The organism is Streptomyces sp. NPDC093018, assembly GCF_040684035.1.
Taxonomy (GTDB): Bacteria; Actinomycetota; Actinomycetes; order Streptomycetales; family Streptomycetaceae; genus Streptomyces; species Streptomyces murinus.
Window position 1 is genome coordinate 48763 of sequence record NZ_JBFBFF010000007.1, and the last position, 12330, is coordinate 61092.

The window sequence follows — 12330 nt, forward strand, 5'->3', positions numbered from 1 at the left end:
AATTGTGGCGCGGGACACTCGCTGGAGCGCCGCCGATGGGGAACAGTCCTCGGTATGACTCAGCTCGGACTCCCCGACGACATCCAGGCCTGCCTCTTCGACCTCGACGGGGTCGTCACCAAGACGGCCGTGGTGCACGCGGCCGCCTGGAAGGAGACGTTCGACGCCTTCCTGCGCTCCCACGAGGGCGCGGGGGCACGGCCGTTCGACGCGGTCGCCGACTACGACGAGTACGTCGACGGCCGCCCCCGCGCCGACGGGGTGCGCGCCTTCCTGGAGTCACGCGGCATCCGTCTCCCGGAGGGCACGGCGGACGACCCGCCGGACGCGCTGACCGTGAACGGCCTCGGCAACCGGAAGAACGAACTGCTCCTGGAGCGGATCCGCACCGGCGGTGTCGAGGCGTACGAGGGCACCCTGCGCTATCTGGAGGCGGTCCGCGCCGAGGGGCTGCGCACCGCGATCGTCTCCTCCAGCGCCAACTGCCGTGACGTGCTGCGGGCCGTGGACGCCGAGCACTTCTTCGACGTGCGCATCGACGGCGTGGTGGCCGCCGAGCGCGAGCTGCCCGGCAAGCCGCATCCCGACACCTTCCTCGCCGCCGCCCACGATCTCGGCGTCGAACCCTCCCGGGCGGCCGTCTTCGAGGACGCGCAGGCCGGGATGGACGCGGGCCGCGCGGGCGGCTTCGGGTACGTCGTGGGCCTCGACCGGGTCGGCCAGCGCGACGCCCTGTACGCGCACGGCGCGAGCGTCGTCGTGGCGGACCTCGCCGAGCTGGGAGGCAAGCGGTGATCACCCAGGGGTCGTACGCCGTCGAGCCGTGGGCGGTCCGCGAGACCAGCCTCGACCTCGACGTACTCGCCCAGAGCGAGTCCGTGTTCGCGCTGTCCAACGGCCATGTCGGCTGGCGCGGCAACCTCGACGAGGGCGAACCGCACGGACTGCCCGGCAGCTATCTCAACGGTGTGCACGAGGTGCATCCGCTGCCGTACGCGGAGGCCGGGTACGGCTATCCGGAGTCGGGCCAGACCGTCATCAACGTCACCAACGGCAAGGTCCTGCGGCTGCTCGTGGACGACGAGCCGTTCGATCTGCGCTACGGCCGCCTCACCGCCCATGAGCGGGTGCTCGACCTGCGCCGCGGGGTGCTGGAGCGGACCTGCGAGTGGACCTCCCCGGCCGGTTCCACGGTCCGGGTGCGCTCGACGCGGCTGGTCTCGCTCACCCAGCGCGCGGTGGCCGCCGTGGCGTACGAGGTGGAGGCCGTCGACGCCCGCAGCCGGGTGGTGATCCAGTCCGAGCTGGTCGCCAACGAGAGCCTGCCCGGCTCCGACGGCGACCCGCGCGCCGCGATGGCGCTCCAGTCGCCCCTGGAACAGGAGGACCATCTCGCCACGGGCGACCGGCTGCGCCTGGTGCACCGGACCCGGCGCAGCGGCCTGCGGGTCGCGGTCGCCGCCGACCATGTCGTCAGCGGACCCGGACGCACCACCACCCGCAGCGAGAGCGGTACCGACCTGGCCCGGCTGACCGTCACCTCCGTCCTGGAGCCCGGCCAGAGCCTGCGGGTGGAGAAGCTGGTCGCCCACGGCTGGTCCGCGACCCGCTCGCTGCCCGCGATGGCCGACCAGGTCGACGCCGCGCTCGCGGCCGCCGCCCACGACGGCTGGGCCGGACTGCTCGCCGACCAGCGGGCCTGCCTGGACGACTTCTGGGCGCGCGCCGATGTCGAGGTCAGCGGCGACGAGGAGATCCAGCAGGCCGTACGGTTCGCCCTGTTCCACGTCCTCCAGGCGGGGGCCCGCGCGGAGCGGCGCGCGATACCCGCGAAGGGCCTGACCGGCTCCGGCTACGACGGGCACGCCTTCTGGGACACCGAGATGTTCGTGCTGCCGCTGCTCACCCACACCGCGCCCACGGCCGTCGCCGAGGCGCTGCGCTGGCGGTACAGCACGCTTGACGAGGCCCGTGAGCGCGCGGCCCAACTGGGGCTCGCCGGGGCCGCGTTCCCCTGGCGGACCATCGCGGGTCCGGAGGGCTCGGCGTACTGGCCGGCCGGCACCGCCGCCTTCCATGTGAACGCCGGCATCGCCGACGCCGTCGTCCGCTATGTCGAGGCCACCGACGACACCGCCTTCGAACGCGAGGCCGGGGTCGAACTCCTGGTGGAGACGGCCCGGTTGTGGCGCTCGCTCGGCCATCACGACGCCCATGGCGTCTTCCATCTCGACGGCGTCACCGGACCCGACGAGTACAGCGCGGTCGCCGACGACAACGCCTACACGAACCTGATGGCACGTCAGAACCTGCTGGCAGCCGCCGATGCCGTCGAACGCCATCCGCGCGAGGCGGCCCGGCTCGGGGCGGACGAGGAGGAGAGCGCGGCCTGGCGGGACGCGGCCGGGGCGATGCATGTGCCGTACAACGCCGAACTCGGCGTCCATGAACAGCACTCCGGGTTCACCCGCTACCAGCGCTGGGACTTCGACGGCACCCGCTCCGACCAGTACCCGCTGCTGCTGCACTTCCCCTACTTCGACCTCTACCGCAAACAGGTCGTCAAACAGGCCGATTTGGTGCTGGCGCTGTACACCTGCGACAGCTGGTTCGCCGAGCGGTACGACGAGGAGCAGATCGCCCGGAACTTCGCCTACTACGAGCCGCTGACCGTCCGCGACTCCTCCCTGTCCGCCTGCTGCCAGGCCGTCGTCGCCGCCCGGACCGGCCATCTCGACCTCGCCTACGACTACACGGCCGAGGCGGCCCTGATGGACCTGCACGACCTGGAGCACAACACCCGCGACGGACTGCACATCGCCTCGCTCGCGGGCACCTGGATGGCGCTGGTCGCGGGCTTCGGCGGGATGCGCCGCGACGGCGAACGGCTGCGCTTCGCCCCCCGGTTGCCCGAGCGGCTCTCCCGGCTCGCCTTCCATGTGCAGTTCCGGGGCCGCAGGCTGCGGGTGGAGATCGACGCGGACAAGACGACGTACGAGCTTCTCGACGGGCCGCCGCTGGACCTGCGGCACCACGGGGACGCCGTCACCGTGACCATGAGCGAGCCGGCCGTCCGCGCCGTACCACCGTCCGTCCGCCGGACGCTGCCGGAGCAGCCGCGCCACCGGGTACCGAACCGGACCTCCTGAGGCCGGGGCGGGCCCGGCCCGGGCGGGCCCGGTCCGCTCAGAGCGGCGCGCCCGTCAGCAGCCGGAAGAGGTCGCCCGTGGCGTCCGCCGCCAGCAGCGGCGGCAGGGTGCTCAGGGCGAGCACGGCCAGCGCGGCGGACCCCAGACTCGGCTGCGGGGCGGCCTGGAGGGCGGCGATACGGCGGGTGACGGCGCGGTCGGCGAAGTGCAGCGCGCACACCGCGCCGCCCCGCTGCGCCGTGAGCGCGGCCCGCGCCAGCGCGTGCGCGGTGGTACGACGGTCGCCCACCGCGGCCGCCGCCCGCTCGTCGGCCCACCGCTCCACCAGGTGGACGACGGCCGAACGCACCGGACACAGCAGCGGATCGGCCGCCGCCGCGAGGGTGGCCGCCGTCACCAGGACGTCGTGCCGATGGGCGAGATGGGCCCGCTCGTGCGCGAGGAGCGCCCGCCGCTCGGCGGGCCCGAGCGCGCCCAGCATCGCCGAGGTGACCAGGATCCGGCCCGGCCGCCCGGGCACCGCGCACGCCCGCGGCACCGCCGAGGCGGCCACGATCAGCTCGGTGTCCGCAGGATGCCCCGCGCACAGCCGCCGCAGCGCCCGGCGGGTGCGCAGCTCGGCCCGTACGGCACGGTGCAGCCGCACGCCGACGACCACCAGCGCCAGACAGGCGGCAAGACCGATCACCACCGGCACCGGATCGGCCGCCGCCCCGCCCTGCCCGGCGCCGCGCACCACCGGCGGCACATCCCCGAGCAGCGCCGCGCCGAGCAGCACCAGCGACCAGGTGGTGGCCGCGGCGGTCAGCACGGCGGCCGCGACCAGCACCCGCGCGGCCGCCGCGGGGGCGACGTACCGGCCGGTCAGCGGGCCCCCGGCCGCGAGCAGCAGCGACAGCGCCAGCGGGCTGTACACATCGAATCTCATGCGCGAGACCTCATGTCGTGGACGTCGTGCGCGGAACCTCGTGTGCCGAACCTTGTGTGCCGAACCGTGTGCGGGGAACGGTCCGGCTACGCGTCGCCCTCGGCGAGCAGCGCGCGCAGCGCCCGCTCCTCCTCACGGCTCAGACCGGTCACGAACTGCTGGAGCGCGGCGATCGGGTCCGGGCCCCGGTCCAGAGCCTGGTGCATGGCCTCGGCGGTCAGCTCGGCCGCGTTCTTCGCCGGACGGTACGCGCCGCGCCGCCCGTCCGCGTCCCGCAGCACCAGCCCCTTGTCGTACAGGCGTTTGAGAATGGTGTGCACCGTGTTGTACGCGAGGCCGCCGCCGATCTCGGCCTGGATCTCCGCCGGGGTGAGCGGCCGGTCGGTGGCCCAGAGGGCGGCCAGCACCTCGCTCTCCAGCTCCCCGGCGCTGCGCCGTTCCGCCCTGCCCCGGGACCCTGTGCCAGCCATGTTCCAACCTTACAGCGCGTAGTGGCGGCGCCCGAGGGCCGTACCGCCTTCCCGGACACGGCAGCGAGCGGCGGGTTCGCCCGCGATCTCCGGCCGCTCTGTGATGGGGTGGTCTTTTTCCGGTTCCGCCCCGTTCGGGGCGCAGGGGAGGATGATGACCGGCAACGCCGACGCCGTACTCACCGGGACGCGCTCCGCCCGCTCCCGGCCCCCGTCGAACGGCGCCCGAAACCCCCGGGCCGCCCTCCCGCTCGCGGCCGTCGCCGCCGCCTTCACCCTCGCCCAACTGCTCCTGGTCCGCCCCGGCATGGGCCTCGGCTGGGACGAGGCGGTGTACGTCAGCCAGGTCGGCGCCCGCGCTCCGGCCGCCTACTTCAGCGCGCCCCGGGCCCGCGGCATCTCCCTGCTCGTCGCGCCGGTCGCCGCCTGGTCGTCCTCCACGGTCCTGCTGCGCTGCTATCTCGCCGCCCTCTCCGGCCTCGCCCTGTACCTGGCGCTGCGGACCTGGCGCGGCCTGTTCCCGCCCCGCGTCCTCACCCTCGCCGCCGCCCTCCTCGCCTCCCTGTGGGTGACCCTCTTCTACGGCCTCCAGGCCATGCCCAACTACTGGGTCGCGATGGGCGCACTGGTGACGGTCGGCTCATATCTGCGCGCGGGCGCACCCGCTTCCCGCCGGGGCGCGCTCAAGGGCCTCGCCGCGGGCGCCGCGCTGATGGGCTGGATGCGGCCCATGGACGCGGTGTGGGTCGTACTGCCACTGCTCGCCCTCGGTCTGCGGCACCGGGACCTGCGGCGGCCGGCCGCACTGCTCGCCGGGCTCGGGGCCGGGGTCGCCGAGTGGGTGATCGAGGCGTACGTACGCTACGGCGGCCCGCTGCACCGGCTGTCCGTAGGCTCGGCGATCCAGGGCGGCCTGGGCTGGCACCTCGCCGTCGTCGACCAGCTGCGCAGTCTCGGCGGGCGCACCCTGTGCCGGCCCTGCGCCGGGGCGCTCCCCGGCCCGCTCGTCACCTTCTGGTGGTGCGCGCTGCCCGTGCCGGCCGCGCTCGCCCTGCTGTTCGCGGTCCGCGCCGGACGTACGGCGGCCACGGCGCTGCCGCTGGCGTGCGCGGCGTCGGCCGCCTTCCCTTACCTGTTCCTGATCGGCTACGCGGCACCCCGCTTCCTGCTGCCCGCCTACGCCCTGCTCGCCCTCCCTGTCGCCGCCGCACTGCTCCGCCTGGCGAGCACCCCGCCCCGGCCCTGGCGCCCGGTGGCCGCGGGCGCGCTCTGCCTGGCGTTCGCCGTCCACCTCGGGGCCCAACTCACCGTCCTGGTGCGCACGGCGGACATCGCCGCGGGCGGCCACCGTTCCTGGTCGCGCACCGCCAGCGCCCTGCACCGCCTCGGTGTGCGCGCCCCCTGCCTGGTCACCGGCGAGGACGCCCTGCCCGTCGCCTTCTACGCCGGCTGCTCCTCGGCCGCGACGTCCGGCCCCAACGCCGACACGACGGCGGACGCCATCGCGCGCACGGCCCGGCGCGTGCCGACGGCCACCCTGGTACCGGCCGGGGCCAAACCGCCCCCGTACGCCCGCGATTGGCCGTGGGTCGCGGCCGAAAGCCGGCGGTTGTACTACACGCCGGGGCACGGGGAAGGGTTTCCGGTTCGGCCGCGTCAGGTAGGAGACGGGTGATACCGCGTGTCTATGGAGGGGAAGCAGATGACGGGGAACGACACCGCCGGGCTGATGGACGAGGCGTTCTTCACGCCGGGCAGCTCCTCCTTCGCCGAGTTCCTGGCCGCCCACCGCCCCCGGCTGCTGCCCACCGCGTCCCCGCTGCCGCCCGGCACCAGCGCGGCCCCGGGCAGCTTCCCGCACGGCACCACGGTGCTCGCGCTCACCTACGGCGACGGTGTGCTGCTCGCCGGGGACCGCCGGGCCACCATGGGCAACCTGATCGCCCAGCGGGACCTGGAGAAGGTCCACCCGGCCGACGACCACACGGCCGTCGCCTTCGCCGGCACCGTCGGACTCGCCCTCGACATGGTGCGGCTCTACCAGGTCGAGCTGGCCCACTTCGAGAAGATCGAGGGCATCCCGATGACGCTGGGCGCGAAGGCGACCCGCCTCGCGACCATGATCCGGCAGAACCTCGCCCAGGCCATGCAGGGCCTCGCCGTCGTTCCCCTGCTCGCCGGGTACGACCTCGGCGCGCCCACGGGCGAGGGCGGCCGCATCTTCGCCTACGACGCGGCGGGCGGCCTGTACGAGAAGCGGGAGTTCCATGCCGAGGGCTCCGGCTCGCCGTACGCCCGGGGCGCGCTGAAGAAGCTCTACCGGCCCGGTCTGACCCGCCGCGAGGCCGCCCTCGCCGCGCTGCACGCGCTGTACGACGCCGCCGACGACGACTCGGCCACCGGCGGGCCCGACCTCAACCGCCGTATCTTCCCGATCCTCTCGTTCATCACCGAGGACGGCTACGAACGGCTGCCGGAGGCCGAGACCAAGGAGCTGAGCCGCGAGATGGTGTCCCAGCGCGACGGCCGCCCGGACGGCCCGCACGTCGCGCCCTGAACCCGTCCGCCCCCTGACCGTCACGGCAGCGGCGACGGGCGGACCGGGTCAGCGCTCGTAGACGCCGGTCAGCCGGCCGCGGGCGAGGACCGGCGCGGTGACGGCGGGCAGGAAGGCACGGGGGCGGGCCCGCTCCGGCTCCGGGAGGTCCACGGGGGCGGCCAGGGCGAACAGCTGGAAGGTGTAGCGGTGGGGGCCGTGGCCCTTGATCGGGGCCGGGCCGTGGTAGCCGCGGCCGATGGTGGAGCGCAACAGCCGTACGCCGGGCGCCGGTTGCCGGACTCCGAGGGCGCCGGGGTCGAGGTGCCCGGCCGCCGGGTCGATCAGGGCGAGGCAGTGCACGGCGGGTTTGGCCATGGGCACGTCGATGTCCTCGACGACCAGCAGGAGGAGGGCGGTACCGCTCGGCGGCGCCGTCCAGGCCAGGTGGGGGGAGAGGTCGGCGCCGCGGATGGTCTTCGCGCACTGCTCCAGCGGCATGGGATCACCGTCGCCGAAGTTCCGGCTGGTGAGGGTCAGCGATGCGGGACCCTGGAGGTGGGGCATGTTCCACGCCATATGGGTCTCGCCCGCCCTGCGGTTCCTCAGGAGTCGGCCCAACAGGCTCATCGCGTCGCCTCCAGCATGGTGACGACCTCGGTGGCGGTGGCGGTCTCGCCGAGCCTGGGGAAGACGTGTTCGACGCTGTGGCGATGGGCCTCGGCGTCCGGGTCGGCCATGGCGTCGGTGGCCAGGACCACGTGGTAGCCGTGATCGGCGGCCGAGCGCGCCGTCGACTCCACGCCCGAGCTGGTCGCGATGCCGGTGAGCACGACCTGGGTGACGCCCAGGTCCCGCAGCAGGGTGTCGAGCCCGGTGTCGTGGAAGGCGCTGCGCCGCCGCTTGGTGATCAGGTGATCGCCCGGCCGGACGCCCAGTTCGTCCACGAACTCGGCCCAGTCGGACGGCCGTTCGGCCCCGCCCCCGGACCGTACGGCGTCCCGGAACCGTACGGCGTCCGTACGGCCCGGCGCGCGTCCGGTGACGTTGACGAGGACCACCGGCAGGCCGTGCCGCCGGAACTCGTCCGCCAGGTGCGCCGATCGCTCGACGGCGGCGGTCACCCGGGCGTCGGCGTGGGCGGAGACGATGCCCTTCTGGAGATCGATGACGACGACGGCGCACGTCGGGTCGATCGTGGTCAGTGCCATGGTGGTTGCTTCTCCTGTGGATGTCCGTGGTGCGGGGCCCGGCCATGAGGCGAGGGCGCCCGGGTCGGTCGGGGTCTCAGGCGTTGCTGCGCCGGTCCTGACGCGTGGCCGTGTCACCGGCCTCGCGCGGTTTCGGCGCCCCGGCGGGTGTGTTGGCGCCGCGCAGCAGGGAGGCGATCGCGGCGAGGAAGGCGAGGCCTGCGCCGAAGGCGAACACGATCACCAGGCCGGAGTGGAAGGGCCCGGAGATCAGGCTCGGGAAGAACTCCCGCCCGGTCAGGGCCTGTTGCTGCGCCGGGGTCAGCCGGGCCAGGGCGCCGCTCGGCTCCAGCAGATGCCGGACCGGATTGACGCCCAGCTGGGCGGCGAACAGCGAGGAGACCGGGGGCAGATGGCCGACCTGGGCGGCGATCTGGGCGGGCACGCCCTGCTGGTGCAGCCCCGCGGTGAGGGTGTGCGGCAGGCGGCTCGCCAGACCGGCGATCATCAGCGAGAAGAAGACACCGATCGAGACGGCGGTGCCGGAGTTCTGGAAGGTGGCGCGCATACCCGAGGCGACACCCCGCAGTTCGGCGGGCACACTGCCCATGATCGCGGAGGAGTTGGGGGAGGCGAACATGCCGCTGGCGATCCCGTTGACCGCGATCAGCACCGCGAACACCCAGTAGCTGAAGTCGATCGGCAGCAGCATCAGGCCGAGGAAGCTGGCACCGAACAGCACCGCGCCGCCGGTGGCCAGGCCCCGGGAGCCGAGCCGGTCGGACAGATAGCCGGACACCGGGCCCGCCGCGAGGAAGCCCGCGGTCAGCGGCAGCATGAAGATGCCCGCCCACAGGGGTGTGTCGCCGTAGTCGTAGCCGTGCAGCGGCAGCCAGATGCCCTGGAGCCAGATGATGAGCACGAACTGCATCCCGCCGCGCCCGATCGAGATGGCCAGGCCCGCGAGGTTGCCGAAGGTGAAGGCCCGGCGGCGGAACAGGCTCAGCTGGATCATCGGCGCGGCGGTGCGGTTCTCGATCACGACGAACGCGGCCAGCAGCGCGAGGCCGCCGGATATCAGCACGTCGACGAAGGGGTTCGTCCACCCCATGGTGTGCCCGCCGTAGGGCTGGAGGCCGAAGGTGACCGCGATCAGGACCGCGCTGAGGCCCACCGCGAAGGTGATGTTGCCCCACCAGTCGATCCGGCCGCCGCCGCGCCTGCCCGTCTCGCGCAGGGTGCGGTAGGCCCACAGTGTGAAGAACACGCCGACGGGCACGTTCACCCAGAACACCGCCCGCCAGTCCCACGCCGACAGCAGACCACCGGCGACCAGGCCGATGAACATCCCGGCCAGCGCCGCGACCTGGTTGATGCCCAGGGCGAAACCGCGCTGCTCCTTCGGGAAGGCGTCGGTCAGGATCGCCGCCGAGTTCGCGGTCAGCATCGAACCGCCCACGGCCTGCACCACCCGCCAGGCGATCAGCCACATCGCCCCGTGGCCGCCGTCGAAGGGGTCGAAGGACAGCAGGACCGAGGCGAAGGTGAACACCGCGAAGCCGCAGTTGTAGATCCGGACCCGCCCGTACATGTCCCCGAGCCGGCCCACCGTGACCACCAGGACGGCCTGGACCAGCCGGTACCCCATGATCATCCACAGCAGATAGGCGATATTGCCCGGGGCCAGCGGATCCAGGTGCACTCCGCGGAAGATCGCCGGCAGGGCGATCAGCACGATGGAGCCGTCCAGCGCGGACATGAAGACCGCGGCGGTCGTGTTCGTCAGCGCCGTCCACTTGTACCGGTCACCGGGGGAGCGGCGCGGGGCGGGCGCCTGGGGGGAATCCGTCATCGGCCTGCTTCCTCGAAGGTTCGTCGGCGCGGCGGGGCGGCGGCGTCAGATGCTCTGGGCCAGCCGCTGCAGCAGCGGGGCGGTGGCCGCGAGCCTCTCCAGCTCCGCGGGCGTGAACGCGCCGCCGGTCAGGGCGCCCGCGATGAGCTCGGCCCGTGCGTTGCGCTTGTCCCGCAGCGCCTGCCGCCCGGCGTCGGTCACCGACAGCACCACGCGCCTGCCGTCGTCCGGGTCCCGCTGGCGTTCGACCAGCCCCCGGGCCTGCAGCGCGCCGAGCGTCGCCCCCATGGACTGCGCGGTGATCTGCGCGTCCCGGGCCAGTGCCGACGAGGTGGTGGGGCCCGAGCGGTCCAGCTGCGCCAGCGCGCCGCGCTCCGGGAGCGTCAGCCCGCCCTCGACCGGCACCTGGCGTACCCGGCGCACCAGCACACCGATGCTCGCGAGCAGGGCCGAGGCGACCGTCTCCGGGTCCAGATCATCACTCATATACTAAGGCTAACTTATAAAGCTGCCTTAGTATCTCTCCGGGTCCCGCTTTCCGGAACCGGACTACGGAGCCTTTCCGGAACCGGGCTCCGCAGCGCCGGGCCTGACGTCAGCGCCGGGCCTGACGCCGGTGGGCAGCCACCGGGCCGCCGCCGTGAACAGCAGGGCGAGCCAGCCCGCCGCGAACAGCCAGCCGCCCAGTACATCGGTGAACCAGTGCACCCCGAGGAAGATCCGGGTCAGCCCGACCCCCGCGCCCCAGCAGGCGGCCAGGAAGGCCAGCGCGCCCCGGCCGTACGGGGCGCGCAGCCACAGCGCCGTGATCAGCAGTCCGGCCGCAAGGGCCGAGGTGGTGGTGTGCCCGGAGGGGTACGACCAGCCGGAGGCGAGCGCATCCCAGTCCTCGTACGGGGGCCGGACCCGGCCGACCAGGGTCATCACGCCGTACCGCACCGCCTGCCCGAGACCCAGGCAGAGCAGGCCCATGAGGGCGGCGGCACACCGCTGCCGTGCCGTACGGCCCGCGATCAGCCCGGCCGCGATCGCCAGGGTGTACGGCACCGCGCCCGTGCCCGTGCCGGTCAGTGCGCGCGCCGCGGCGACCGCCACCGGCGGCCGGTGCCCGAGGGACCAGGCGAGCAGGGCACGGTCCGGAGGGAGCGGGGTGCCCTGCCGCAGGACCACGATCAGGGTCAGCGCCGCGAACGCGGACCAGGCGCAGACACCGAGACCGACGACGGCCGCGGTCCTTCGGGGGCTCACGACGCGGGCAGCGGCCACGCCCGGGACGCCCCCGCCGCACGAAGCGCCCGCTCGTGTGCCGCCGGGCACGTCACGGCGTCTCCTTCGCCGCCCTGCGCGAGCGCAGCACCTCCGCCGCGAGCGGGATCAGCGAGACCAGGACGATCAGCGCGATCACCGGCAGCAGGTACTTGTCCACGTTCGGGATCGAGGACCCCAGCGCGTATCCGCCCAGGGTGAGACCGAGGCTCCAGACCAGGCCGCCGATCACCTGCCACAGGGTGAAGGTACGGGCCGGTACGCCGAGCGCGCCCGCCATCGGGTTCAGCACCGTACGCACCACCGGCACGAAGCGCGCCAGCACGATCGCCTTCGCGTGGCCGTACCGGTCCAGCAGTTCCTCCGCGCGCTGCGCGCCCTCGCGCAGTTTCGCCGAGCGGGTGCGGGCCAGCAGCGCGCCGCCCGCCTTGCGGCCGATCAGGAACCCGCACTGGGAGCCCGCCAGGGCGCCGAGCGCCGCCGCGACCAGCAGCGGGCCGAGCGAGAGATGCAGCCCGCGGTCGGCCGCGCCGGTGCACAGCAGACCCGCCGTGAACAGCAGCGAGTCCCCGGGCAGGAAGAACCCGATCAGCAGACCGGTCTCCGCGAAGAGCACCACGCCGACGCCGAAGACGCCGAAGGCGGCCAGCAGCGAGTGGGCGTCGAGCACATTGACCGCGAGCTGCGACGCCAGATGTGGGGGAGTGGCCACGGCCGCACACCCTTTCCTTCGACTTGCTTCGACAACATGTGACTACACATTTGTAGACGCTCGCCCGGTGATCGGCGGACATGGACAGGGGATCCTTCCCGGACTTTGCCCGGGGATTGCCGGTTCATGACCGGATGCCTGCGAAGGTGTGGTCATCATGGTCGCGAAGGTAAGGCATGCCTTCGCTTATTTCGCATGCCTTCGCAGGTTTTCCGGGAGGGCCGCAG

The 12330-nt window shown here is 73.5% G+C and carries 12 protein-coding genes; 4 read left to right on the top strand and 8 right to left on the bottom strand.

The genetic code is table 11. From position 1 onward, the window contains the following. The first annotated feature begins 54 nt into the window (after positions 1–54). Positions 55–795, top strand: a complete 741-nt coding sequence (locus AB0N90_RS17790; protein WP_365197484.1) for a beta-phosphoglucomutase family hydrolase — start codon at positions 55–57, stop codon at positions 793–795. After that, on the top strand, positions 792–3149 hold the full coding sequence (locus AB0N90_RS17795; RefSeq protein WP_365197487.1) for a glycosyl hydrolase family 65 protein: 2358 nt from the start codon (positions 792–794) through the stop codon (positions 3147–3149). Before AB0N90_RS17790 ends, AB0N90_RS17795 begins: the two co-directional genes overlap by 4 nt. Before the next feature lie 37 nt (positions 3150–3186). On the opposite strand, the gene AB0N90_RS17800 is transcribed toward AB0N90_RS17795, so the two are convergent. After that, positions 3187–4077, bottom strand: a complete 891-nt coding sequence (locus AB0N90_RS17800) for a M56 family metallopeptidase (protein ID WP_365197490.1) — start codon at positions 4075–4077, stop codon at positions 3187–3189. An 86-nt stretch (positions 4078–4163) separates the two neighbouring features. After that, entirely contained in the window at positions 4164–4547 is a 384-nt protein-coding gene (locus AB0N90_RS17805) for a BlaI/MecI/CopY family transcriptional regulator (protein WP_078967196.1), read from the bottom strand. A gap of 154 nt (positions 4548–4701) precedes the next feature. On the opposite strand from AB0N90_RS17805, the gene AB0N90_RS17810 reads away from it, so the two are divergent. Then, positions 4702–6222: a hypothetical protein gene (locus AB0N90_RS17810; RefSeq protein ID WP_365197493.1), complete on the top strand. Its 1521-nt coding sequence runs from the start codon at positions 4702–4704 to the stop codon at positions 6220–6222. A gap of 27 nt (positions 6223–6249) precedes the next feature. Beyond that, positions 6250–7104: a proteasome subunit beta gene (prcB, locus tag AB0N90_RS17815; RefSeq protein ID WP_365197496.1), complete on the top strand. Its 855-nt coding sequence runs from the start codon at positions 6250–6252 to the stop codon at positions 7102–7104. A 48-nt stretch (positions 7105–7152) separates the two neighbouring features. Here the strand turns inward: prcB and AB0N90_RS17820 are convergent, their stop codons facing one another. From AB0N90_RS17820 to AB0N90_RS17845, 6 genes are all read right to left on the bottom strand, one after another. Next, positions 7153–7713, bottom strand: coding sequence for a YbhB/YbcL family Raf kinase inhibitor-like protein (locus AB0N90_RS17820; protein WP_365197499.1), 561 nt, complete (start codon positions 7711–7713; stop codon positions 7153–7155). After that, a complete protein-coding gene (locus AB0N90_RS17825; RefSeq protein ID WP_365197502.1) occupies positions 7710–8294 on the bottom strand; it encodes an isochorismatase family protein in 585 nt (194 codons plus the stop codon). Before AB0N90_RS17825 ends, AB0N90_RS17820 begins: the two co-directional genes overlap by 4 nt. 76 nt (positions 8295–8370) lie before the next feature. Next, positions 8371–10125, bottom strand: coding sequence for an MFS transporter (locus AB0N90_RS17830; protein ID WP_365197505.1), 1755 nt, complete (start codon positions 10123–10125; stop codon positions 8371–8373). Between the two features lie 45 nt (positions 10126–10170). Then, complete coding sequence (locus AB0N90_RS17835) at positions 10171–10611, bottom strand: MarR family transcriptional regulator (protein ID WP_365197507.1); 441 nt, start codon at positions 10609–10611, stop codon at positions 10171–10173. Positions 10612–10674: 63 nt separating this feature from the next. Next, positions 10675–11391 (bottom strand): phosphatase PAP2 family protein, encoded by a 717-nt coding sequence (locus AB0N90_RS17840; protein WP_365197510.1) that lies wholly within the window; start codon positions 11389–11391, stop codon positions 10675–10677. Positions 11392–11443: 52 nt separating this feature from the next. Next, entirely contained in the window at positions 11444–12103 is a 660-nt protein-coding gene (locus AB0N90_RS17845; protein ID WP_093892875.1) for a DedA family protein, read from the bottom strand. Between the last annotated feature and the right edge of the window lie 227 nt (positions 12104–12330).